This window comes from Lactobacillus sp. Sy-1 (assembly GCF_019303535.1).
Taxonomy (GTDB): Bacteria; Bacillota; Bacilli; order Lactobacillales; family Lactobacillaceae; genus Nicoliella.
Genome location: NZ_JACCIU010000001.1, coordinates 481086 through 507483, shown reverse-complemented (window position 1 = coordinate 507483; position 26398 = coordinate 481086). Strand labels below are relative to the sequence as shown.

Genomic DNA, 26398 nt, shown 5'->3' with positions numbered 1-26398 from the left:
ATTAAACAAACTTCACAAATTTCTTGTTACTTGTGATGTACTTGCCGTTTCCAACATAGAAACGAGTCAAGCCCTTGTATTTAACAACCCGGTCAACGTGAAGCTTGGTTCCGCGCTTGTAGAACTTGCCATTAGCAGAGCTAAATGTCTTGTTTCCGTGAGCCCGGACTCCCTTACTGTTGATTACCTTAACCGTCTTCGAGTTAGCACTGGTCATATCAGCTTTCCGGTAGTAAGCATCAACGATGTACTTCCGGTTAGCAGTTACATAACCCTTCACTTCATTATTACTCAAATGACTCTTGACGTAGTAACGAACTAGGCCACTCTTAGAGATGGCAATCTTAGTGATCTTGAATTCACTAATCTTGTTACGGGCCTTCTTAGCGTAACCCTTAACTCTACCGTCCTTAGTAAATGTTGCCTTACCGTAAACGTAAAGTCCCTTAGTGTTGTAGATATATTGAGGAGCCTTCTTCAACTTAGCGTTGAATTCCTTAACGTATCCATACTTGTAACCAGCTGATTCACCAGCTAAGGATGCCTTAGCATAGAATGAAGCCTTCTTAGCAGCAGCCTTACCAGCAGCAACTTCCTTGAGGTAAGCAGTCCGTCCAGCTTGATATGCCTTAGCATAATCAGTTTCGTAGGCTGCAGCCTTACCGGTGAAGTCCGTCTTAGCAGTCTTACCCTTATAACCATCACGGTAACCATCATAAGCACCTTGGTAAGTTGGTTGACTAGTGTATTCAGGATCCTTCTTGTAATCACCCTTAGCATCGCTTACCCCTTGACTGTAGTAATCACCAGTTTCGGAAGCAGCAGATGCAGCAGAACTGGATGCATTAAAGATAATCTTAGCAGCAAGGATGATCGTTTGATAATCACTTGCGGCCCGACTAGCAGCAGAACTGGCAGTGGAAGTTGCAGAAGTAATTACTGAGTTAGCTGATGATACTTGAGCACCAGCGCTAGCGGCAGCAGATGCAGCAGCGGATGCATTGGCAGCATAGCTACTACCAAGTGCGTAGTCACCACGTGAGTAAGCAAGTGAAGCAGCAGAGTTAGCTGAGTTTGCAGCAGATGCAGCATTGTTGGCAACCGTAGCAGCTGAACTTGCAACCACAGCAGCGGAGTTTGCAATTGCAGTAGCAACGCTAGCTTGACTGTTAGCAATTACAGCATCGGCAGAAGCAGATGCAATTGTTACAGCAGCTGAACTTGCTAATGATGCGTAACTTGCTACTTGTGAGTTAGCAGTGTATTGACTTGCTAAGCTCATTGCGTCACTAGCAGCTTGTTGAGCTGAACTAGTTGGAAGTGATGTTAATGAAGTACTTGAACTAGCAGCAACCGAGTAACTATTAGCTAAGTTAACCCCAGCACTAACGTTACTAATCAAGTTAGCAACCACGCTAGTAGCGTTATTTGCAACTGATGCATATTGACTAGCATTGTTGCTTGCTTGATGGGTTACGAAGTAAACAGCACTTTCAGCACTAACTGCGGTTGAAGCAGCGGATACGACAACTGAAGCAGCGGAAGCATTTACACTTTGGGCAACCGCAGCAGTTGATGCAGCAGAAACCGCAACGCTATTTGCAGCAGATGCATTGTTGTAGTAGCTATTAGTTGCACTATTAGCAGAACCAATCAATGCGTTCAATGAAGCAACAGCTGAAGTATCACCGTTAGCAGCAGCTTGTGAAGCAGCGGAAGCTAATGAAGTAGCCAACGTAGCTTCTGACTTAGCACTACTATTTGCAGCAGATGCAACCACATTTGCGGAGTTAGCAACACTAGCAGCACTTTGGGCAGCAACATTAGCATTGTTAGCAACAATTGCGGCTGAAGCAGCAACTGATCCTGCTGATGAGGCAACGCTATTGTAGGATTGAGCCGCACTATTTTGTGGTGCGCCTGAAGCCATACTATAAGCAGCAGCGGCAGCGGAACTAGCAGCACTACTTGCTGATTGAACTTGTACGTTAGTAGCACTAACTGAACTAGCAATTACAACGGCAGCAGAATTAGCAGCAGCAGCACTAGCAGCCTTAGATGTAGCAGCATTACCTTGGGCAGCAGCGTTACTTCCAGCAGCTGAAGCAGATTGAGCAGCAGCACTTTGCGCGCTAGCAGCACTAACCGCAGTAGCATTAGCTGAATTTGCTGTCGATAATGCGGCACTAACCGCAGCAGCATCGTTAGCAGCTCTTACTGAAGCACTGGATGCTAATTGAGTTGCAGTTGAAGCGGCCTTAGATGCATCGTTTGCTTGTGATGTAGCAGTTGAAGCACTAGCAGCGGCATTGGATGCAACCACATTTGCAGAATCAGCAGCTGAATTGTTTCCAGCATTAGCGAAACTCTTAGCAGCAGATGCAGCAACACTAGCAGCACTATTTGCGGAACTAACAACAGCACTTGCGGAAGTTGCTGAAGCAGCAGCAGCACTGGCAGCAGCCTTAGCTGATTGAGCAACTGAGTTAGCAGTTGAAGCATCAGCAGTAGCTGAGCTTGCAACTACGGATGCTGAAGTTGCAGTTGAAGCAGCTGACTTAATAACCGCATTGGATTGGTTAGCAGCAGCAACGCTATTAGCTTGACTTGCGGCACTAGCAATTAGTGAATTACCAGATACAGCTTGACTAGTTGATGAGCTTGCTTGACTTGCGTACTTAGAGGCTAATGCAGCGTCGCTATTGGTACCACTAGCAGCAGTACTTACAGCCGTATTAGCGCTATTAGCAGTAGCAGTTGCTGAGTTAGCACTAGCTGAAGCTTGACTACCATTCTTAGCAGCATCAGATGCAGCAGTTGAAGCAGCGTTAGCACTGGTAATTGCAGCGGATGCGGCAGCGGCATCATTAGCGGCTCTTACTGAAGCACTAGATGCTGATTGAGTTGCGATTGAAGCAACCTTAGATGCATCGTTTGCTTGGGATGCAGCGAGTGATGCATTAGCAGCGGCATTCGATGCTGCAACGTTTGCAGAAGCGGCGGCAGATTCATTTCCATCGCTAGCAAAGCTCTTTGCAGCAGATGCAGCGAGTGATGCAGCATTCGATGCGTTGTTAGCACTTACACTAGCAGCTACGGCAGAAACAGCTGCAGCACTGGCAGCAGCCTTAGCTGATTGAGCTTGTGAGTTAGCAACTGAAGCATCGTTAACAGCAGCACTAGCAACTGATGCAGCTGAGTTAGCAACTGATGCAGCTGATTGAACCACCGTGTTACTTGGGTTAGCAGATGCAACGCTATTAACTCCGGAAGCAACACTTGAAACAACCGTGCTTGCACTTGCAGTCGCACTGGTAGAATCACTAGCTTGACTTGCGTACTTGGATGCTAAGGTAGCATCGCTATTTGCACCACTTACAGCATTACTTGCAGTGGCAGTCGCACTAGCAGCACTAGTGTTAGCGGCATTGGCTGAACCGTCAGCAGCAGTCCCGTTCTTAGCAGCATTCGATGCTGCGTTATTAGCGTCAGCAGCTTGACTAGCAGCAGTGGCTGCAATTGATTGATCCCGGTTAGCCCGAGTAGCAGCGTTCGATGCAGCATTTGCGGCATTGTCAGCGTCGTTAGCAGCAGCTGAAGCAATCTTTTCTTGTGCAGCCGCACTATTAGCAGCGTCAGCAGCATCGGCACGAGCTGCGGACCGTTGTGCAGGAGTTTGAGTCGAGTCAGCAGCAACAGATGCAGCTGATGAAGCCTTTTGGTAAGCGGCAGATGCAGCAGATTGAGCAGCACTTACAGTTGATGATGCCGAAGCGATTGCTGTAGAAGCACTTCCTACGATACTATTAGCAACGGATGCATCAGAAGCCGCATTTGAAGCAACTGCTGAAGCAGATTGAGCCGTAGAGTTAGCACTCGCAATTACTGAGTTCTTAGGATGTGCGGATGCTTGGGATGCAGTAGCCACAGCTGCTGAACTTGCACTTGCAGATGCTTGGCTAGTAGCATTGAATGCCCCATTAGTGGTACTTGAAGCACTGGTTACGTTAGCGCTATCTGACTTAACATCTGAAGCGTGACTATCAGTAGCAGAATCAGCATTAGAAGCCCGCTTCTTACTTTGGTTAGCATCGTAGCTGGCGGCTCTGGATTGTGCATCGGAGGCAGCAGATGATGCAACCGAGTTTGCTGAGCTAGCAGTGTCAGATGCTGATTGAGCAGTTGAGTTTGCAGATGATGCAACTGAGTTTGCGGAAGCAGCAGCACTATCAGCAGCTTGAGCAGATGCATTTTGAGCACTGGCTTCATTAGCAGCTGATTGAGCTTGACTGTTGTAACTATCAGCAGCAGCACTGTTACCAGCAACGGCAGCAGCTGAAGCTTGACTTGCATAACTAGTTGCGGTGCTAGTAGCAGCAGCGGCTGCAGAACGAGCAGTGGAAGCACTCGTCGAAGCATTAGTTGCTGCAGCGTTAGCAGCAGAAGCAGCTGAGTTAGCAACTGAGGCTGCATTATTAGCACTTGTAGCTTCATTAGCAGCTGATGATGCAACGGAAACGTCACTCGTAAGAGCAGCGGAAGTTGCAGGATCAGTTGTGTTTTCAGCAGATGCTACGGACGATGCTACGGATGATGCAGTTGAAGCATCGTTAGCTTGTGAACTAGCAAGACTAGCATCAGCGGAAGTCTTAGCAGCAAGTGAACTAGCTGCGCTAGCATTGCTTGAAGTAGCGCTACTGTTATTAATAGCACCGTTATTAGCAGATGAAGCTGCTTCATTAGCTGATTGAGCTGAACTTGCGATTGCAGAGGCCTTAGCAGTTTGTGAGTTTTGCGTTTGCACAGCACTACTCAAATCACTAACAGCACTGTTTGCATCGGAAGCAGCCTTAGAAGCAACTGCTGAATCAGACAATGCCCGTGAATCAGCACTGGATGCAAGATCAGTAGCAGACTTAACAGCAACAGCAGCGGATGAAGCATTTACACTAGCGGTCTTGGCGTTGGATGCAGCCTGAACAGCAGCACTAGCGTATGAGTTTCCACCAGCGTAGTCCTTATTAGCATAGGCAGATGAAGCAGCAGCACTAGCGGAACTAGCCTGAGCAGCAGCCTTTTGAGCCAATGAGTTTTGAACGCTTGCGGTGTTATTAGCAGCATCAGCAGCAGCTTTAGCTGATTGAGCTTGGCTGTTAGCAGTTGAAGCATCAACAGCAGCTGAAGAAGTAACAACGTTTGCTGAGCTAATCTTAGCAGCGGCAGAACTGATAACCGTGTTGCTTGGGTTAGCAGATGCAACAGCAGTAGCTGATGTTGCTTGGCTACTTACAGCAGATGCATTAGCACCAGTTCCGGCATTAGCAGAGCTTGCTTGACTAGCATAACTAGATGCGAGCTTGTCGTTCGCAGCAGCATTGGATGCATCAGTAGATGCCCCGCTTGCGTAAGCACTCGCAGCACTATTAGCATTGGATGCGGCACTGTTACCAGTAGTTGCGTTATCAGAGTTAGCTGAGCTTGCGGATGAAGCAAAACTACCAGCACTGGATGCAACGACAGCAGCACTATTAGCAACCGTTTGAGCACTTGCAGCCTTGGAAGCAGCTGCTGATCCAGCAGAAGCAGCATTTGCTGCAGCCTTGGAAGCATTATCAGCATCGCTAGCAGCTACAGCAGCACTTGCTGCAGCCTTGGAAGCAGCGTCTGCGTGAGACTTAGCAGCTGACATGTTACCAGCAGCAGAAGCAGCATTTGCTGCAGATTGTTCATTAGAAGCAACAACTGAGTAGCTGTTAGTAGCATTGTTTGCTGATGAAGCAACTGCGTTAGCACTGGATGCAGTACTTGAAGCAACCCATGCAGCGTTGGAAGCATCATTAGCATCCTTAGCAGCACTTTGCGCAACTGAGTTGGCTGATGAAGCAACAGAAGCATCGCTAGCGATTGATGAATCATTCGGGTTAGCAGATGCAGCACTAGCTGCCTTGCTTGCAGCATCAGATGCAGTTGAAGCAGCAGTTGAAGCAGCGTCATTAGCGGAACTAGCAACTGATGAACTACCATCAGCATTCTTACTGCTTACAGCAGCGCCAGATGCAGCTTGGCTAGCGTCAGCAGAAGCACTGCTTGCAACTGGTTGAGCAGCCCCGGCTTCATTTGAAGCAGCAGAGTTAACGCTAGCAACTGATGAGTCAAGAATAGTAGCAACACTTGCGGCATTTGAAGCAGCATTGCTAGTAGTGGTCTTAGCACTAGCAGCAGCTTGTGATTGGGTAGTTGCGTCTTGAGCATAGCTAACGGCAGCATTTGCATATGAAGAACCATTAACTGCAGCTTGTGAAGCAGCGGTAACAGCTGAACTGGCTAAGCTAGAGTTAAGTGAAGCATTTGCACTATCACCATTTTGAGCAAAACTGTTAGCAGCATTAGCGTAAGATTGTGCTGCATCAGAAGCTGACTTAGCAGCAACGTACTGACTTTGCGCATTTTGAACAGCAGTGCTTGCGTTAGAACTAGCAACTACGGCTCTGGATGCGGCTTGTGATCCAGCAGCGCTTGCGGATGAGCCAGCAGCAACGTATGAAGCAACTGAACTAGCAACACTTGCAACGTTTGAATCAGTTGGGTTAACTGAAGCGATGCTTGCTACTAACGAACTAGTTGAACTCAATGCGGTCGTGTCAGGAGCAGTAGCAGATGCACTTGCAACAGCATTTCCGGCATTATTGTTAGCTGAACTAGCAGCAGAATTAGCAGCACTAACGGCAACACTTGCAGAAGATACATAACTACCAGCAGATGGAGCAACCGTAGCAGCATTTTGAGCACTGTCTAATGCTTGACTAGTAGCAATTGCATTATCTTCAGCAGCCTTAGCAGCAACTGCTGCTGAACTGGCTAATGATGAATCAATTGCAGCCCGGTTAGAAGCTGATTGAGCTGAACTAGCAGCAACTGAAGCATTGCTTTGAGCAGCAGAAGCATCTGCATTAGCTACTTGAGCAGCGTCAGCAGCACTTGATAATGCTGATGAAGCACTGGAATCAAATGGATTTGCACTGGCCAAGCTCTTTGCAAGTGAGTTAGCATTGGATGCCTTATCGGAAGCAGCACTAGCAGCACTCTTAGCTGATTGAGCAGTAGAGTTAGCAGTTGAAGCTTGGGCCGAAGCAATTGAAGCATCGTTAGCAGCTGAACTAGCAGCGTTATTAGCAACACTGGCAGCGTTATTAGCAGCAGAGATAGCAGCATTGCTTGGGTACTTGGAAGCAATTGAGCTTGTTACATTAGTAGCTGAACTAGCAACGCTTCCGGAAACCATTGCTTGTGAAGTGGTTGGTACAGCACCACTTTGTGCAGATGCTGCAATTGAAGCATAGCTTGAAGCGGCATTAGCGTTAGAAGCAGCATTGTTATCAGCAGTACTTGCCCGATTAGCATTTGGTGTTGGATCAGATGGGTTCAAGCTAGCAGCTTCTGATTGAGCATTAGCAGCGGCTGAACTACCGTTAGCAGCAGCGGAGGCCCCGGCTGAAGCAGCGTTGTTGGCAGCTGAAGCAGCTGAAGCAGCTACTGATGATGCGCTATTAGCCTTTGAACGAGCAGCTGAGGCAGCATTGGATGCATCGGCTGCACTGGATGCTTGTTGAGAAGCAATTGCGCTAGCAGATGCAGCAGCTGAGTTATCACCCTTGGCAGCAGCACTAGATGCAGCATTAGCAGCTGAACGAGCAGCTGAGGCAGCAGCACTACCAGCAGCATTAGCTGAGTTAGCAGCATTCATTGCAGCACTAGCATCGGAACTAGCGGAGTTGAATGTTGAGCTAGCACTTGATACTGCAGAACTAGCGGAGCTAGTAACAACAGCAGCAGATGATACAGCACTAGCGGCACTAGAAATTACTGGATCGTTTGGTTGACCAGCCTTAGACGCAGCAGCACTAGCACTGGTAACCGCGTCATTAGCTGAACTAACAGCGGATGAAGCAGAACTAGTTGAACTACCAGCAGCGCTTACGGTTGAGGAAGCACTAGATACTCCAGGAGCAACGTTAGCAGCGGAAGCATTCGAATTAGCAACTGAAGCAGCGCTAGATGCCTTCTTAGCATCACTATCGGCACCGCTTGCATATCCACCGGCAGCTGAAGCTGCAGATGAAGCATTGTTAAATGCGTTCGTTGCGTCAGTGGCAGCGCTAGAGGCAACAACTGAAGCAGAACTAGCAGTAACGGCAGCGTTGGATGCATTCGTTACGGCTGAACTTGCAGCAGCAGAATCAGCTTGGGCCTTAACAGTAGCGGAACTGGCATCGTTAGCAGCTTGACTGGCTTGCCGAGCATAACGATCACCTGCAGTGGTGCTGCCAGCAGCATAAGCTGAAGATGCAGCGGCACTAGCTGAAGATGCAGCAACGGCAGCTGAGGATGCAATTGAGTTTTGCTTGATTGCATCATTCCCAGCTGAATCAGCAGTCGACTTAGCAGCTTGAGCAGCACTATTAGCAGATGCAGCAACTGAATCAGCAGAGTTAGCAACTACATTTGCAGAGTTAGCAACTGAGGCAGCACTACTAATAACGGCATTCGATGGGTATTGAGAAGCATAGCTATTGGCAGCGCTAGCATCACTGTTAGCAACACTAGTTGAACTACCAGCACTATTGTTAGCATCACTAGCAACCTTAGCATAACTATCAACCGTAGATGCATTAACACTCGTTGGTGTAACAACGGCACTAGTGACCCCGGCAGCGGATGATGCAGCGCTAGATGCGGATGCAGCAACGCTATTCCCTGCTGAAGCAGCAGCGGATGCATTAGAAATCTTAGCCCCATTCATGGAATTAGCAACACTATCAGCATTGGAAGCATCCGTAGCAGCAGCTGAGGCAGCATTAGCAGCGTTAGAACCTGCGATAACGGCATTGGAACCGTCAACAGCAGCACTAGATGCAGCTGCAGCTGCTTGACTACCCTTTGCAGCAGCGGAACTAGCCTTCGCAGCGGCTGAGGCAGCAGCGGAAGCAGCACTAGATGCTAATGCACTATTACTTGCCTTCGCAGCGGAGGCTTCAACAGCAGATGCAGAAGCGTAGTCACTGTTAGCTGAACTAATATCGTTATTAGCACTTGAAACAGCATTAGCAGCGGAACTAGCAACACTAGATGCGCTAGATGCGGTTTGTGAAGCAGCACTAGCAACTGATGAAGCAGATTGGGCAACTGAGTTAGCACTAGCTGCCTTGGCAGCGGCAGATGCAATTGATGAGTTACCAGGGTTCAATGATGCAATTGCGGAAGCATCAGCAGAATCTAATGCAGCATTATTAGCGGCAGAACTAGCAGCTGAACTAGATACGCTAGTTACTGATGATTGTTGGCTAGTTGCCGTACTTGCTGAACTAGTAGCTGAAGAAGCATTTGAACCAGCGGCACTAGCTGACGAAACGGTCGTTGAAGCGGAGCTGTTCACACCATTAGCACTGGAGATTCCAGCAGAGATAGCGCTAGAAGCTTGCGCAGCAGCATTCGTTGCATCACGAGCAGCATTGGATGCCATTGATTCATCACTAGCAGCCCGCAGTGCAGCACTAGTTGCCTTTTGAGCAGCGGAGTTAGCAGCATTGGATGCGATGTTAGCACTTGACAATGCATTATCAGCATCAGATGCAGCAGCAGCAGCTTGGCTAGCTAGAATAGCAGCCGATGAACCTGTAGCACCCTTCGCAGCAGCGGCATATGAATTAGCTCTAGATGCAGCCGTACTTGCAGCAATTGAAGCATTCGTTGCACTAGCAGTTGCGCTATCAGCAGCAGACTTAGCACTTGTGGCATCACTAGATGCACTCGTAGCATCAGCAGATGCGGAGTTAGCAACTGAGCTTGCGGAGGCAACAACTGAACTTGCGGAAGCAACGATTGGGTTGTTGCTGTTGAGGCTATTTAAGCTGTTTACATATGAAGCGGCTGAGTTAACAGCGTTAGTTTGGTCACTAGCTTGGCTAGATGATACGCTAGCTTGACTGGACTTAAGTGAAGCGTCGGTGCCGTTATTGGCAGCGGATGCATTCGCACCAGCAGCAGCAACGCTATCAGCATTCGCCTTGTCAGCAGCATTTTGAGCAGCAGCGGCATAACTATCGTTAGCACCACTACTTACTACGTTAGTAGCACTAGATACAGCAGCAGCAGCAGAACTCATTGCGCTGGTTGCTGAGTTGAAGCTCTTTGTAGCATCATCAGCAGCAGCGGCAGCATTAGAACCATCGCTATTAGCAGCAGCAGCAGAGGCAGCAGCATTCTTAGCAACCTCAGCTTCAGAACTAGCAATTGCAGCTTGACTGGATGCAGTGGATGGATCACCACCAGCAGCAGCACTCGATGCAACAGAACTAGCTAATGAAGCAGCAGCAGCAGCGGAATTGGCAGCTTGGTTAGCGCTTGAAACCGTAGCTGAAGCTGAATCAGCCTTACTCTTAGCTGATTGAACAGTTGAGTTAGCAACTGAAGCAGCGGAACTGGCAGCTGCTTCATTAGCAGCTTCAGAGGCAGCCTTAGATGCAGCTGATTGAATAGCAGTATTGCTTGGGTTTTGACTAGCAGTTGATTGAGCAGCAGAGGCAGCTGATTGAGCTGAGCTAGCAGTTGACTGAGCTGAACTAAATGCACTGGATACACTGGATGCAAGTGCACTTACTGAACTAGCCCGGGTTGAAGCGGTGCTGGATTCAGGAGCAACTGTTGAAGCAGCACTAGATGCAGCAGAACTGGCGGAACTAGCAACGGAGTTATCATTTACGATTGCGTTACTAATTGCAGCCGCATTATCAGCAGCAGACTTAGCAGCAGCGGCAGCCGAACTAGCAATTGAAGAATCAGTTGCAGCCCGATCAGATGCAGATTGGGCAGATGCAGCAGCTTGTGAAGCATTGGCTTCAGCACTAGATGCAGCGTTATTTGCTGAGGCAGCAGCGTCAGCAGCGGAGCTGGCAGCTGATGAATCGTAAGGTTGCGCACTCTTAGCAGATTGAGCAGCAGCGTTGGCAGCGTTGGCAGATGCAACCGCGTTACTTGCAACAGTTGAGGCAGCAAGTGCAGAGTCCTTAGCAGCACTAGCTTGGTTAGCAGCAACTGAAGCATCAGTATTTGCAGAGGATGCAGCTTGGCTAGCATTTTGAGCGGCACTGTTCAAGCTGTTAAGGGCTGAATTACTTGGGTAGTCACTAGCAATTGAACTTGCAGTTGATGCGGCCTCACTAGTTGCGCTAGTTGAAACACTAGTTTGACTACTTTGGGTTTGAGCACCAGCGTTAGCGGATGATGCAACGGATGCATAACTATCAGCATTTTGAGAATGGGTCGCAGCATTTGCAGCAGCGTTGGATGCCCGTGCTGGGTTCAATGAAGTGTCTGAAGAATCAGCATTTGCAGCCTTAGATTGAGCATCGGCAGCAGCAGAACTGGCAACTGCATTTGCTGAGTTAGCTGTAGATGCGGCATCCTTAGCAGCACTAGCAGCAGCAGCGGCAGCAGATGATGCACTTTCAGCCTTAGAACGAGCGGCGTTAGCATCACTTTCAGCTGAAGTAGCAGCGCTAGCTTGTTGTGAAGCAACGACACTAGCTGAGTTAGCAGTTGATGAATCACCCTTAGCAGCAGCAGATGATGCAACGCTTGCGGCATTGGATGCAGCATTCTTAGCAGATGCAGCAGCAGAATCAGCAGCACTAGCAGACTTATTAGCGTCACTAGCATCATTATTAGCAGTAGAAGCAACTGTATTAGCAGAACTTGCTACGCTGTTGGCATTAGATGCAACAACGGATGCGGAAGCAACCGTAGCAGCATCGTTTGCGATTGATGAATCTGGCTTACCTGCCTTAGAAGCAATTGCATTCGCTTGTGAAACAGCAGCGGCAGCACTATCAACACCAGACTTAGCATTCGATGCCACACCAGCAGCAGAACTAGTTGCGGAAGCATCACTTGAAGTTCCAGCAGCCTTACCACTAGTAGCATTTGATTGTGAGCTAGCAACTGAAGCAGCACTAGCAGCCTTAGATGCGTCACTACCAGCACCACTTGCGGCACTGTTAGCACCACCGGCAATGCTATTAGCATTGGATACTGCGTTCGCAGCGTCACTAGCACCCTTAGAAGCAACAACAGATGCTGAAGCTGCAGTTGAGGCAGCGTTAGAAGCATTCGTTACAGCAGCACTAGCAACTGAAGCATCTGATTGGGCCTTGGTAACGGCTGAACTAGCATCGTTAGCAGCTTGTGAAGCTGTCCGGGCGTACTTGTCACCATCCTTGGTGTTTCCAGCAGCATAAGCTGAAGAAGCAGATGCGGATGCGGCAGAGGCAGCGGAAGCAGCGGACTTAGCAACTGAGTTTTGTTGACTAGCATCACTAGATGCAGCGTCAGCTGAAGCCTTAGCAGCTTGTGCAACACTATTTGCACTAGATGCAACACTATTTGCAGAGTTAACAACTGAGTTAGCAGAACTAGCTACGGATGCGTCACTAGCAATCGCAGAGTTGGCTGGGTATTGAGAAGCATAACTATTTACGGTTGAAGCAGCACTACTTGTGAAGCCATTAGCACTTCCTGCCCCACTGTTAGCATCACTAGCAGCCTTAGCGTAGCTATCGGCACTGGATGCGTCAGTACTGGTAGCACTGGCAATTGGATCAGTGGTCTTAGCGGCAGATGAAGTAGCACTGGATGCACTAGCGGCAGTGCTGTTACCAGCACTAGCAGCACTAGCAGCTTGTGAAGAAGTAACACTGTTTAATGAATTAGCAGTATTGTCAGCGGAACTGGCAACTCCAGCGGCTGAATTGGCAGTCGAAGCAGCAGTAGATGCCTTGGCAGCAGCAGATACCCCAGCAGACTTGGCAGCGTCAGCTTGCGCAGCAGCATTACTTGCAACTGAAGCGCCTGATTGAGCCTTGGCAGCAGCGGAAGCAGCCGCACTAGCAGCACTAGCAGCAGCGGAACTGTCGTTAGCCTTGGCAGCGGAGGATTCAGCAGCGGATGCGGATGAGTAATCAGTATTAGCTGAGCTTACATCGGCATTGGCACTAGCTGCAACTGAATCAGCACTGGATGCTACGGATGAAGCAGAAGCAGCATCCTTAGAAGCAGAGTTAGCGTCACTAGATGCTGAACTTGCAACCAAAGCAGCACTAGATGCTTGCGCAGCAGCAGAGGCAATTTGTGGATTCGTTGGGTTAGCAGATGCAATGGAAGCAGCGTCTGCACTGTCAATCCCAGCACTATTAGCAGCAGAACTAGCTTCGGAGCTGTGGCCACTAGCTTGTGATGAGGTCGTGTTAGTTGCCTTGCTATCAGCATCTGCATTAGCAGCAGCATTCGATGCAGTAGTTGATGCTGAAGGAACAACTGAACCGGCAGAGCTTACCACACTGGTAGCGCTTGAGATGCCAGCTGCAACGGCACTAGATGCTTGTGCAGCAGCATTCGATGCCGTTTGCGCAGCACTGGATGCAAGTGATTGATCAGAAGCAGCCCGTTGTGCAGCACTGGTTGCCTTTTGAGCAGCAGAGTTAGCAGCATTAGAAGCAGTATTGGCACTTGATAACGCAGCGTCTGCATCGGAGGCAGCAGAAGCAGCTTGGCTAGCTAGGCTAGCTGCTGAATTACCAGTTGCATTCTTAGCAGCAGAAGCATATGAATCAGCCTTAGATGCAGCATCACTAGCAGCAGTAGAAGCTTGTGCAGCAGATGCAGTTGCACTATCAGCGGCACTCTTCGCGCTGGAAGCATCACTGGATGCACTTGTGGCATCAGCAGATGCTGATTGAGCAACGGAGTTCGCGCTGGATACAACTGAAGAAGCACTAGCTACAACTGGGTTAGCACTATTGTTACTGTTCAAGCTATTAACGGTTGCTGAAGCGGCACTAGCCGTTTTAGCAGCATCACTAGCTGCACTGGATGATACACTGGCTTGTTGAGACTTGAGTGAAGCATCAGTCCCATTGTTGACAGCAGAACCATTCGCACCATTAGCAGCAATACTATCAGCCTTAGCTTTAGCAGCAGCATTGGAAGCTGCTGAAGCGTAACCGGCGGCAGCAGCATTGGATGCCGCTGAATTAGCACTATTAATTGCTGAAGTAGCAGCACTCATTGCGCTAGTTGCTGAGTTGAAGCTCTTTGTAGCATCATCAGCAGCAGCGGCAGCGTTGGAACCATCGTTATTAGCAGCAGCGGCAGAGGCAGCAGCATTCTTAGCAACCTGAGCTTCAGAACTTGCGATTGCAGCTTGACTAGATGCAGTGGATGGGTCACCACCAGCAGCGGCGCTAGATGCTGCAACGCTAGCTAATGAAGCAGCTGAAGCAGCTGAATTGGCAGCTTGGTTAGCGCTTGAAACCGTAGCTGAAGCTGAATCAGCCTTACTCTTAGCTGATTGAACAGTTGAGTTAGCAGCTGAAGCAGCAGCACTAGCAGCGGATTCATTGGCAGCTTCACTGTTAGCAACGGAAGCAGCACTTTGAATAGCCGTGTTGCTTGGGTTTTGGCTGGCCATTGATTGGGTAGTAGCAGCATTGGAGCTGGCAGCACTAGCAGCTGAAGTAGCAGAACTAAATGCACTGGATACACTGGATGCAAGTGCACTTACTGAACTAGCCCGGTTTGAAGCGGTGCTGGATTCAGGAGCAACGGTGGATGCAGCGCTGGATGCAGCAGAACTAGCAGAACTAGCAACGGAATTATCATTTACGATTGCGTTACTAATTGCAACAGCAGCATCTTGAGCAGACTTAGCAGCAGCAGCAGCAGAACTAGCAATTGAAGAATCAGTTGCAGCCCGATCAGATGCAGATTGGGCAGATGCAGCAGCTTGTGAAGCATTGGCTTCAGCACTAGATGCAGCGTTATTTGCTGAGGCAGCAGCGTTGGCAGCGGAGCTGGCAGCTGATGAATCATAAGGTTGCGCACTCTTAGCAGATTGAGCAGCAGCGTTGGCAGCGTTTGCAGATGCAACTGCGTTACTTGCAACAGTTGAGGCAGCAAGTGCAGAGTCCTTAGCAGCACTAGCTTGGTTAGCAGCAACTGAAGCATCAGTATTTGCAGAGGATGCAGCTTGGCTAGCATTTTGAGCGGCACTGTTCAAGCTGTTAAGGGCTGAATTACTTGGGTAGTCACTAGCAATTGAACCTGCAGTTGATGCGGCATCACTAGTTGCGCTAGTTGAAACACTAGTTTGACTACTTTGGGTTTGAGCACCAGCGTTAGCCGATGATGCAACGGATGCGTAACTATCAGCATTTTGAGAGTGGGTCGCAGCATTAGCAGCAGCATTGGATGCCCGATCTGGGTTCAATGAAGTGTTAGCTGAGTCCACACTGGCAGCTCTGGATTGAGCATCAGATGCAGCTTGACTAGCAACTTGATTGGCTGATTGAGCAACAGAGGCAGCAGACTTAGCAGCACTGGCAGCAGTCGATGCAGCATTCGATGCGCTATCTGCGTTTGAACGAGCAGAGTTAGCGTCACTAGTAGCTGAAGTAGCAGTACTTGCCTGTTGTGAAGCAACCACGCTAGCTGAATTAGCTGTTGATGAATCACCCTTGGCAGCAGCAGATGATGCAACTGCGGCAGCAGAGGAAGCAGCAGACTTAGCAGCACTGGCAACGGCGCTAGCAGAGTTAGCCTTCGTGTTATCAGCATCAGCGGAAGCCTTGGCTGAAGAAGCGGCATCATTTGCAGCGCTAGCAACTGATGAAGCAGTTGAAGCAACGCTAGATGCAGAGTTTATTACAACTGCATCGGAAGCAATTGATGAGTCTGGTTGACCAGCCTTAGAAGCAATTGCACTCGCTTGTGAAACAGCAGCGGAAGCACTATCAACACCGGATTTAGCATTTGATGCTACGTTAGCAGCGGAACTAGTAACAACGGAGTCACTAGTTGCTGAACTAGCTTGACCACTAGTAACAGCTGATTGGGAACTAGCAGCTGAAGAAGCGCTAGCTGCCTTAGCAGCATCACTTGCGGCACCACTAGCAGCACTATTAGCACCACCAGCAACGCTGTTAGCATTTGATAATGCATTAGAAACGTCTCCAGAAGCACTAGCAGCAGCGCTAGATGCTGAAGTAGCTGTAGATGCAGCTTCAGAGGCAGTTGCAACGGCTGAACTAGCTACTGAAGCATTTGATAATGCTTCAACAGTTGCGGAACTAGCATCAGTGGCAGCTTGAGAAGCTGTCCGGGCGTACTTGTCCCCGTCCTTGGTGTTTCCAGCAGCGTAGGCAGATGAAGCAGCACTAGATGCTGAAACGGCTGCGGAAGCAGCGGACTTAGCAACTGAGTTTTGTTGACTAGCATTACTGGATGCGCTATCAGCAGCGGACTTAGCAGCTTGCGCAACACTATTTGCACTAGATGCAACACTATTTGCAGAGTTAGCAACTGAGTTAGCAGAGCTAGCTACACTTGCGTCACTGACAATCGTAGCATTAGATGGGTATTGAGAAGCATAACTATTAACTTGTGAATTACCACTGTTAGCAAGGCTAGTTGAATTAGCAGCCCCACTGTTAGCATCACTAGCAACCTTAGCATAACTGTCAACACTGGATGCATTAGCACTAGCGGAGCTAGCTAGTGGTGCAGTGGTGCTAGCAGCTGAGCTTGTGAAACTAACGGCACTGGCAGCAGTACTATTACCAGCACTTGCAGCACTAGATGCATTAGTGGAGTTAGAACTGTTAAGTGAGTTAGCTGTGTTATCAGCAGAACTTGCAACCCCAGCAGCTGAATTAGCAACGGAGTTAGCACTGGATGCCTTAGCAACAGCAGAATCCCCTGCTGACTTCGCAGCGTCAGCTTGGGAAGCAGCATTACTTGCAACCGAAGCCCCTGATTGAGCCTTGGCAGCAGCGGAAGCAGCCGCACTGGCAGCACTGGCAGCAGCGGAACTATCATTAGCCTTAGCAGCTGATGATTCAGCAGCTGATGCTGATGAGTAATCGCTATTAGCTGAGCTTACGTCGGCATTGGCACTAGCTGCAACTGAGTTAGCACTGGATGCAGTGACTGAAGCACTAGCTGCAGTTTGTGAAGCTGAGCTAGCATCACTAGCTGCTGACTTAGCAACACTTGCAGCACTTTGTGCTTGACTAGCAGCGGATGCAATTGAAGAGTTGCTTGGGTTGGCAGATGCGAGTGAAGCAGCATCTTGACCATCGATGGCAGCACTGTTAGCAGCAGAGCTAGTTGCAGAACTAAGGGCACTAGCTTGGGATGAGTCTGCATTAGTGGCAGAACTAGCGTTGTTAGCATCCTTAGCAGCACTAGATGCGGTAGTAGATGCAGATGGCAATACTGAACCTGCAGAACTTACTGCACTGTTAGCACTGGAGATGCCAGCTGCAACGGCACTGGATGCTTGCGTAGCAGCGTTAGAAGCAACTTGTGCAGCGCTAGATGCAGCAGCTTGATCAGAAGCAGCCCGTTGTGCAGCACTAGTTGCCTTTTGAGCAGCAGAGTTAGCAGCATTAGAAGCAGTATTGGCACTGGATAGTGCAGCGTCTGCATCGGCGGCAGCAGAGGCAGCTTGGCTGGCTAAGCTTGATGCAGATGGTCCTTGGGCTGACTTAGCAGCGTCAGCGTAGGATTGTGCGGCAGAGGCAGCATTGGATGCAGCAGTCGATGCCTTAGCAGCGGATGCAGTTGCACTATCAGCAGCACTCTTCGCGCTGGAAGCATCACTGGATGCACTTGTGGCATCAGCAGATGCTGATTGAGCAACGGAGTTCGCACTGGATACAACTGAAGAAGCGCTAGCTACAACTGGGTTAGCACTATTATTACTATTCAAGCTGTTAACGGCTGCTGAAGCGGCGCTCGCATTCTTAGCAGCGTCATTAGCAGCACTGGATGATACGCTAGCTTGGCTAGATTTAAGCGATGCATCGGTCCCATTATTAGCAGCAGAGCCATTAGCACCGTCAGCAGCAGTACTATCGGCCTTAGCCTTAGCAGCAGCATTAGCGGCAGAAGAAGCATAGCCAGCGTTAGCAGCATTAGCGGCATCATTAGCAGCATTTTGGGCAGCTGCATTGGCAGCTGAAGCAACTGAAGAAGCCGTGGATGCCTTTGCTGAAGCATTACTTGCATCGTCGGCAGCACTAGCTGCATCGGCATTAGCATTCGATGCAACACTGGCTGCGGATGATGCAGTCGTAGCAGCAGCTTGTGCGGACTTAACTGCAGCGGATGCAGCGTCTGAGTTGCCAGAAGCAGCAGCTTCACTAGCAGCTGCGGATGCAGAACGAGCAACAGATGCAGCAGAACTTGCAACCGTATTGGCACTAGCAGCAGTGGAACTATCAGTATCAGCCCGACTCTTTGCTGATTGGGCTGCTGAATTAGCAGCGGATGCGTCAGAAGATGCTGAAGTAGCAGTTGATGCAGCAGAATTTACCACACTATTAGCACTCGAAATAGTTGCATTACTTGGGTTAGCAGATGCGAGTGACTTAACCGTATCTGAGAACGAGTTTGCAGATGAAGCATTTTGACTTGTTTGTGAGTTGTTAGATGCAGTGCTAGATGCAACCACACTAACTGAATTAGCGTGGGATGCAGCATTAGATGCATCAGCAGATCCATTAGCAGAACCGCTAGCGGCACTGGATGCTTCGCTGGATGCCTTATCAGCATTTGCAGCAGCTTCACTAGCAGCACTGTTAGTTCCTGAGTTAGCAGCTGACTTAACCGCATTATTGGCATCATTAGCAGCATTTTGGGCAGCTGCATTGGCAGCTGAAGCAACTGAAGAAGCCGTGGATGCCTTTGCTGAAGCATTACTTGCATCGTCGGCAGCACTAGCTGCATCGGCATTAGCATTCGATGCAACACTGGCTGCGGATGATGCAGTCGTAGCAGCAGCTTGTGCGGACTTAACTGCAGCGGATGCAGCGTCTGAGTTGCCAGAAGCAGCAGCTTCACTAGCAGCTGCAGATGCAGAACGAGCAACAGATGCAGCAGAACTTGCAACCGTATTGGCACTGGCAGCAGTAGAACTATCAGTATCAGCCCGACTCTTTGCTGATTGGGCTGCTGAATTAGCAGCAGATGCGTCAGAAGATGCTGAAGTAGCAGTTGATGCAGCGGAACTTACCACACTATTAGCACTCGAGACAGTTGCATTACTTGGGTTAGCAGATGCGAGTGATTTAACCGTATCTGAGAACGAGTTTGCAGATGAAGCATTTTGACTTGTTTGTGAATTGTTAGATGCAGTGCTAGATGCAACCACACTAACTGAATTAGCGTGGGATGCAGCATTAGATGCATCAGCAGATCCATTAGCAGAACCACTAGCGGCACTGGATGCTTCGCTGGATGCCTTATCAGCATTGGCAGCAGCTTCACTAGCGGCACTGTTAGTAGCATTTCCACCATTAATGGCGCTGTTAGCATCACTCGCTGCAGCACTGGCTGCTTGTGCAGCGTTTGAAATTACTGCGGAAGCACTAGCTGCCTTAGATGCAGCACTTGATCCAGCGGAAACTTCATTATCAGCTGCCTTGCTAGCGTTTTCAGCAGCATTTTGATAGGATTCAGCGCTACTTTGAGCTGACTTAGCAACAATCGCAGCACTAGCAGCAGCACTTGTATCTCCATTGGATGCAGCAGTACTAGCAACAACCGCAGCGCTAGAAGCGGTATTCTTAGCGTCATTGGCAGCACTAGCAGCAGCATTTGCAGCAGAGGCGTACGAACTAGCAGCAGCACTGGCTGAATTAGCAGCACTCGAAGCATCATTAGCATCACTAGATGCCGATGCGGCAGTACTGGCAGCCTTTGAAATCGCTGAAGAAGCACTACTTACAACTGGGTTGCTAGCATTACTACTATTTAAGCTATTGATTGAACTTTGTGCTGAAGTAACTGAACCCATTGAATCCTTAGCAGCGCTAGATGCAGCACTAGCTTCGCTAGAGTACTTGTTAGTAGCAGAAGAGGCACTATCAGCTCCACTAGAATCATTTGAAGCAGCATTATTAGCAGCACTAGCGGCAGAGCTAGCAGCATTTGCAGCACTATTGGCATCAGTTGTAGCATTATCACCATTAACAGCATTATTAGCAGCACTGGCTGCGTCATTTGCAGCTTGTGCAGCATTAGAAATTACTGCGGAAGCACTAGCTGCCTTAGATGCAGCACTTGATCCAGCAGTAGCAGCATTGTCAGCTGCTTTGCTAGCGTTTTCAGCGTCATTTTGATAGGATTCAGCACTATTTTGGGCTGACTTAGCAGCATCAGCGGCTGCACTAGCGGCAGAAGTATCTCCAGCAGCAGAGGCAGAATGAGCTTCTGAAGCTGCCTTAGATGCAGCATCACTAGCTGACTTAGCAGCAGATGCAGCACTATTAGCAATCGATGCTTGGTTGCTAGCTTCGACAGAAGCTGAATTAGCAGCACTGGAAGCATCATTAGCATCACTAGATGCCGATGCGGCAGTACTGGCAGCCTTTGAAATCGCTGAAGAAGCACTACTTACAACTGGGTTGCTAGCATTACTACTATTCAAGCTATTGATTGAACTTTGTGCTGAAGTAACTGAACCCATTGAATCCTTAGCAGCGCTGGATGCAGCACTAGCTTCGCTAGAGTACTTGCTAGTAGCAGAAGCGGCACTATCAGCTCCACTTGATGCATTAGATGCAGCATTGTTTGCTGAGGTAGCAGCCTTAGATGCAGCAGTTGCTGCACTATCGGCTGCAGAAGCGGCACTTGAAGTTCCACCAGCAATACTATTAATCACGTCATTAGCTTTTTGAGCATTATTATTAGCACTAGTTGCACTATTAGCAGCACTAGCAGCGGCATTTGATGCAGCAGAGGCATCAGAAGCAGCACTAGCTGCGTCTGAGTTAGCATCAGAAGCTGATTGAGCTGCAGCGGAAGCACTATTAGCTTGGTTACTTGCCTCACTAGCAGCACTAGCTGCTGCTGATTGATCACCACTAGCTGCAGCTTCACTGGCAGCAGCGGAAGCGGAAGCAGCCTTAGATGCAGCTTCACTGGCAACTGAATTTGCAGTTGACGCCTTAGCATTATCGCTATCAGCCCGACTCTTTGCTGATTGAGCTGCAGAACTTGCAGATTGCGCTGTAGAATTTGCAGTCGAAGCAATTGAATTTGCTGAACTTACTGTTGATGCAGCACTAGAGATAACTGAATTTCCAGGATTAGCAGATGCAATTGATTGTGCATTGCTGTTAGCTGACGAAGCATCTTTAGCTGCAGAACTAGCAACTGAGGCATTAGAAGAAGCCCCTGATGCGTCAGCACTGGTTGAATTTGCGTGCGATGCAGCATTAGATGCATCTGAAGCACCATTAGCAGAACCAGTGGCAGCACTGGATGCAGCTTTAGATGCATTAGCAGCATTGGAACTAGCACTATTCCCAGTACTATTAGCAATACTAGTGGCAACTGAGTTTGCATTAGAAGTAGCATCAGAAGCAGCACTTGCGGCAGCACTGGCAGCCTTCAGGTTATCAGCAACAACTGATTCAGCAGAAGAAGCCTTTACGTTAGCAGCAGATGCAGCAGAAGTGTAAGCATTCAAATTACTATCAGCAGTTGAAGCATCGTTGCTTGCGGAGGAAGCAGCAATTAATGCTGTTTCAGCAGAGGCACTATTACCGGCTGACGCATAACTTTGGGCCGCTGATAATTGAGCTGCAACCGTTGAGACAGCAGTAGAAGCACTAGCAGCTACAGATGACGCGTTACTTTCAGCAGCATCAGCAGCTGACTTAGCTACTTGTGCATCCGAATTAGCAGATGAACCAGCTAATGCAGCGGATGACAAAGTAGCAGAAGCTGAAATTGCAACTGATTGATCATTCTTAATATCTGCATTGGATGGATAAAGACTAGCAATGTTGCTGACACTGGTAAAGTCTGAGTCAACAGCAGCCTTATTAGAGTTGATTGTGCCATCTTCAGAACTGGCCTTGTTTGCTAATGAATCAGCACCAGATGCTTGGAGACTCGTATAAGCTGAACTAAGTGCAAATGCGGCAATTGCAGCGCTCATTTCATCTGAAACTGCCTTAGATGCAGCTAACGAACCATCGGTATTAATTGAAGTAACGGCGGATGATTGGCTGTATGCAATTGCTGCAGCTGAAATAGCTTTAGCAGCATAACTAGAAGTAGCATTGTTGACAGACGTTTGAGCAGTGGCACCAGAAACGTTCGCAAAATTAGTTGCTGCTGAAGAGGCTAAGACTGCATACGAACTAGCAGCGCTTGAAGCCGCAAATGCAGATGCAATCGCATTGCTTGCAGCAGCACTGGCAGAATTAGCTAGTGATGATTGTAGACTGGCATCTTTATTAGCTGCACTAATGACAGAAGCAGCCGAGCTAGCAACTGCCGAATAACTAGAGTCCTTGGCAGTATTACTACTATCGCTAGCTAGTGATTGAGCGGAGCTATTAAAGCTAGCAACAACGTCAGATGCAGAAGATGCGACACTGGAGTATGAAGTCATATTATCAGCAACTGATTGTGCCCCAGCAGCATATGAACTAGCACTAGCAGATGCTGAAGTAGCAGAGCTAGTGTATGAACCAGTGTTGTCAGGAGCCTGAGCATTTTGAGTAATGGTCCCGCTAGCAGTAGTACTATTATTTGTAATTGCTGAAGTAGCAGGGTTATGAGTGGTATTGGTAATTATAGTATTGCCGTTACTATTGGCAAGTTCTGTTTGGTTATTAGTAACTTCATATTGCGCATTAATCTTAACGTCAGTTGGAGTAGCACTAACGGCATTCAATGCCCGAGTATACTTGTAGGTATAAGTGCCGTCTGAACCAGACGTAAAGTCTGAAACTGGGATTGCAACGGTATAAGCATTCCGGTAGTCAGCATCAGAAATCCCCGAAGCCAATGAAGCTTGTCCAGAATCCACTAACATGCCATTGCTATCAGTTGCGGCACTCGCTGGATTATCATTGGTGCCTGGTGTTTCATCCTTATTGTTAGTGGTTACACGTACATAAACATAACCACTTTTATCAGAATCTGAATTAACATTCGTAAGCTCTAAATTAGTAACTACAGAATATCCAGTTAAGGAATTGCTACCACTAACCAAGTATGGTTGCCCACTGATGTAAACGGTTGGAACGGCATTAAAGGCCAAGTACTTAGTGGAGGTGTTATTGAATGGATTTAAAACTGAATCAGGGACAGTGGTTCCATCTGCTTTATAAGCTAATAGATTCCCGGTATTTTGTTGGACTTTAACCATGTATTGTGGTGTCGTATCCTTACTATTATCAACCTGCCCTAGAACTGAGTAGGCAGTGATTTTCCCAGGATTATTGAAAATCGTTCCAACTCCGTTACCACCCTTGTCGTTGTTTAATCCATTTAAACTGAAGACAATGTTAGAACCAGGGTTATTGATCACAACGGATCCACCATTATTAAGGAGCGTCGTCCCAGTAGTAGTAGTAGTCCCATCGGTATAAATTTCCAAGTTCCCACGGTTTTGAACGTTTAAGTTCCCGGAAACAGTAAGTAAGTTCCCACTGTTAAAGTTGGTGGCATTGGAGTTAGCGTGGGCGATTAAGTAACCACCATTTTGAACGTTAACGTTCCCGTTTAAGTTCGCGGGATTCTTATCAGCCGGATTCCCATTATATTCAAGATCCAGGGTTCCACCATTAATGTTAACAGTTGATCCACCATAGGTGAAAATAGCGGAAGATAGGTTAGTACTATTAGCTAATCCTGGTCTAATTGTTAAATTAGCCCCCTGATTAATATTAAGCGTACTACTGGAGTTAAGGAGCATTAACCCTTCATTAACAGGACTGGCACCGTTTAACCCAACGTCTTCACCACTAGATCCTTGTGGAACTAGGTACATGTATGAACCATTATCCATGGTTAAGTTACCACTCAGTTCAATTACGTTCCCATTATTAGTAGTCCCGTAGTAACTGGCATTCGGTAATAATTCCATACTATTAGTCTGGATATTTTGTTGATTGGTCCCACCTAAAGTGACTTGTGTCTTATAAGGACTCTTATAAGAAGCTTCACTAAGTGCATTCACACTACCATCAATAACTAACTTTACAGAACCAGTATTTGAATTAAATAGTTGAGAACCTTCAAAGTTAATGTTCCTCATAATCATGGTTCCAGTACTACCAGTTTTCAAGTTAATCGGACCATAGTAGTCATATGCATAAACTTTACGCATGTTTTCTAGGGTCACAGAACCTGGATTAGATAGAGCTCTAGTAGTAGTCCCAAAGTCAACCACATGGTTTTGCCCGTTAAAAATTAAATTAACTCCATTATTACTAGCATAGTCAAGTTCTCCATTATTACCTAAGTTAATATCAGCAGTAAACCGTAGTTCATGGGTTCCACTTGAGCCATTATTAGAACTAACAAAGTTACTGTAATTAGAATAAGCATTCGTACTATCAACAAAGACAATATTTTGGTTATTAACCTTATTTGCTACGTCATTGTAACCATATGAGTAATTATTGCTTGGTGAGTTAGTGAGGGCACTAACTTGGAAAATATTTCCCTTTTGGTTACTACTGATGGCGGCAGTTGCCCCTTGGTAGGCTTGGATATAAGGATTATTACTATTAGCTGACTGAGTGGCACTCGTTAATACGGATGAACCATTTAGTCCATTCCAACGCCCAGTTTCAGCATCATAAGCCCCCTGCCGACTAAGCAAGAAGTCAATTGCGTAGTTATAAGCTAAGCTTTGGTCTGGAGCAGCAGTGTTAATTCCAGTTCCAGCTAAATTACCAGTAGCTGAAGACTGCGCATTAACCCCATTCGATGCCTGAGCGGAGTCACTAGGTGAGTTCACAACGGTGGCACTCTTCGAAAGATCAACAGAACCACTCGTTTGATTAATGGCATTCGTGTTTGAGCCATAAGCAGCCGCACCGGATAAGGTCCCAACGCCAGAGTTAGCACTACTGTAGGTCGTAAATGCATTAATTGTAGCATTGTAACCTTGCACGTAGAACGCATTACTTGCGGTAAATGAATCGGTCGTATCAGTTGCGGACTTCAAATCATCTGGATGGAGTGAGTTCCATGCAGCCACTGCTCCGGCATTGGTAGCGTAGTAGGCCATAATCCCACTATTAAAACCACTATCAGAACCACTAGTTGCAGAAGCACCATTGAGTGCAGCTGAAGTAGCAGCAGAGAACCCGTTGCTAAATGCAGAGCTGTATGAACCATACGCACTATTTGCAGAAGCGACCGCACTTGCGATGTTAGAGTCGCTACCAGCGTATGAATACGATGATCCATTTGAAGAAGCCGTGTATGCAGCTGAATAAGCCGAGCTATAATTTACGGATGCGGTATAACTAGCTACCCCACTATTGAAGTTAGTATCAGAGCTACTAGCAACTGTCTTGCCAGCTTTAGCTGCAGATGCAGCTGCTGAGAAACCAGCACTAACGGCAGCACTAATTTGCGCGGCAGTGGATGAAGCAGTATCATTCGTTCCTAAACGAGTACTTAATCCATTCGCAGCGGCAACTGAAGAGTAGTATTCTGAAACCCCAGCATTAAATGCCGAGTTAGAATTGCTAGCTAATGAGGTCCCTGCTGCATCAGCAGATGAAGCCGCAGCAAAACCAGCGCTGGTGTCATCAGATGATGCTGAAGTAGCAGCTTCGGATGAATCGAATTCCAAAACACCCTTATTGAAGTTATCATCATCACTAATAGCTACACTAGTGCCGTTAGCCTTTGCTAATGAAGCCGCAGCAAAACCAGCGCTTTCAGCTGATTTTGCTGAAGCACTGGAATCATCGCTACTGGAAGAACCACTCTTACTATCAGAAGAGCTTGCACTGCTACTGTCAGCAGAACTAGCATCGCTGCTCGTCTTACTATCAGCAGAGCTGCTACCACTAGTACTTGAACTAGTAGTACTACTATCAGCAGAGCTACTACCGCTAGCACTTGAACTAGTAGTACTACTATCGGCAGAGCTACTACCGCTAGCGCTTGAACTAACGGTACTGCTACTATCAGCAGAGCTACTATCAGCTGATGAGTTAACAGTACTTACTGAACTGGAACCAGTTGAACTAGATGAAGCGGTGCTATCACTAGCACTAGTGGTACTATAACTAGTATCACCATCATCGCTGGTACCATATGTACCGTTAGCGGCAGCCTTTTGACTCACATTTGAATCAGAACTATTCGCATCTGCTTTAGCAGAAGTGGATTGTCCTAAGACTGTTCCTCCACCAAGTAAAGCCAACATGGATAGCGAAACGACTACCCATTGCTTCTTTACCTTGCGGAGAACTTTTTTATCATTCACTTTATTAAATTTAAATTTATTATAAAGCAT

General features: G+C 47.8%; 1 protein-coding gene. It reads right to left on the bottom strand.

Features of this window, described 5'->3' with window-relative positions; translation table 11 throughout:
• Nucleotide 1: 1 nt before the first annotated feature.
• Nucleotides 2–26398 carry a DUF5776 domain-containing protein gene (locus HZL42_RS01860; protein WP_219054013.1) on the bottom strand — a complete coding sequence of 8799 codons (26397 nt, stop codon included), beginning with the start codon at nt 26396–26398 and terminating at the stop codon, nt 2–4.

Coding starts and splice junctions, on each gene's coding strand:
- HZL42_RS01860 (WP_219054013.1), bottom strand. CDS start 26,398: ATGCTTTATAATAAATTTAAATTTAATAAAGTGAATGATAAAAAAGTT.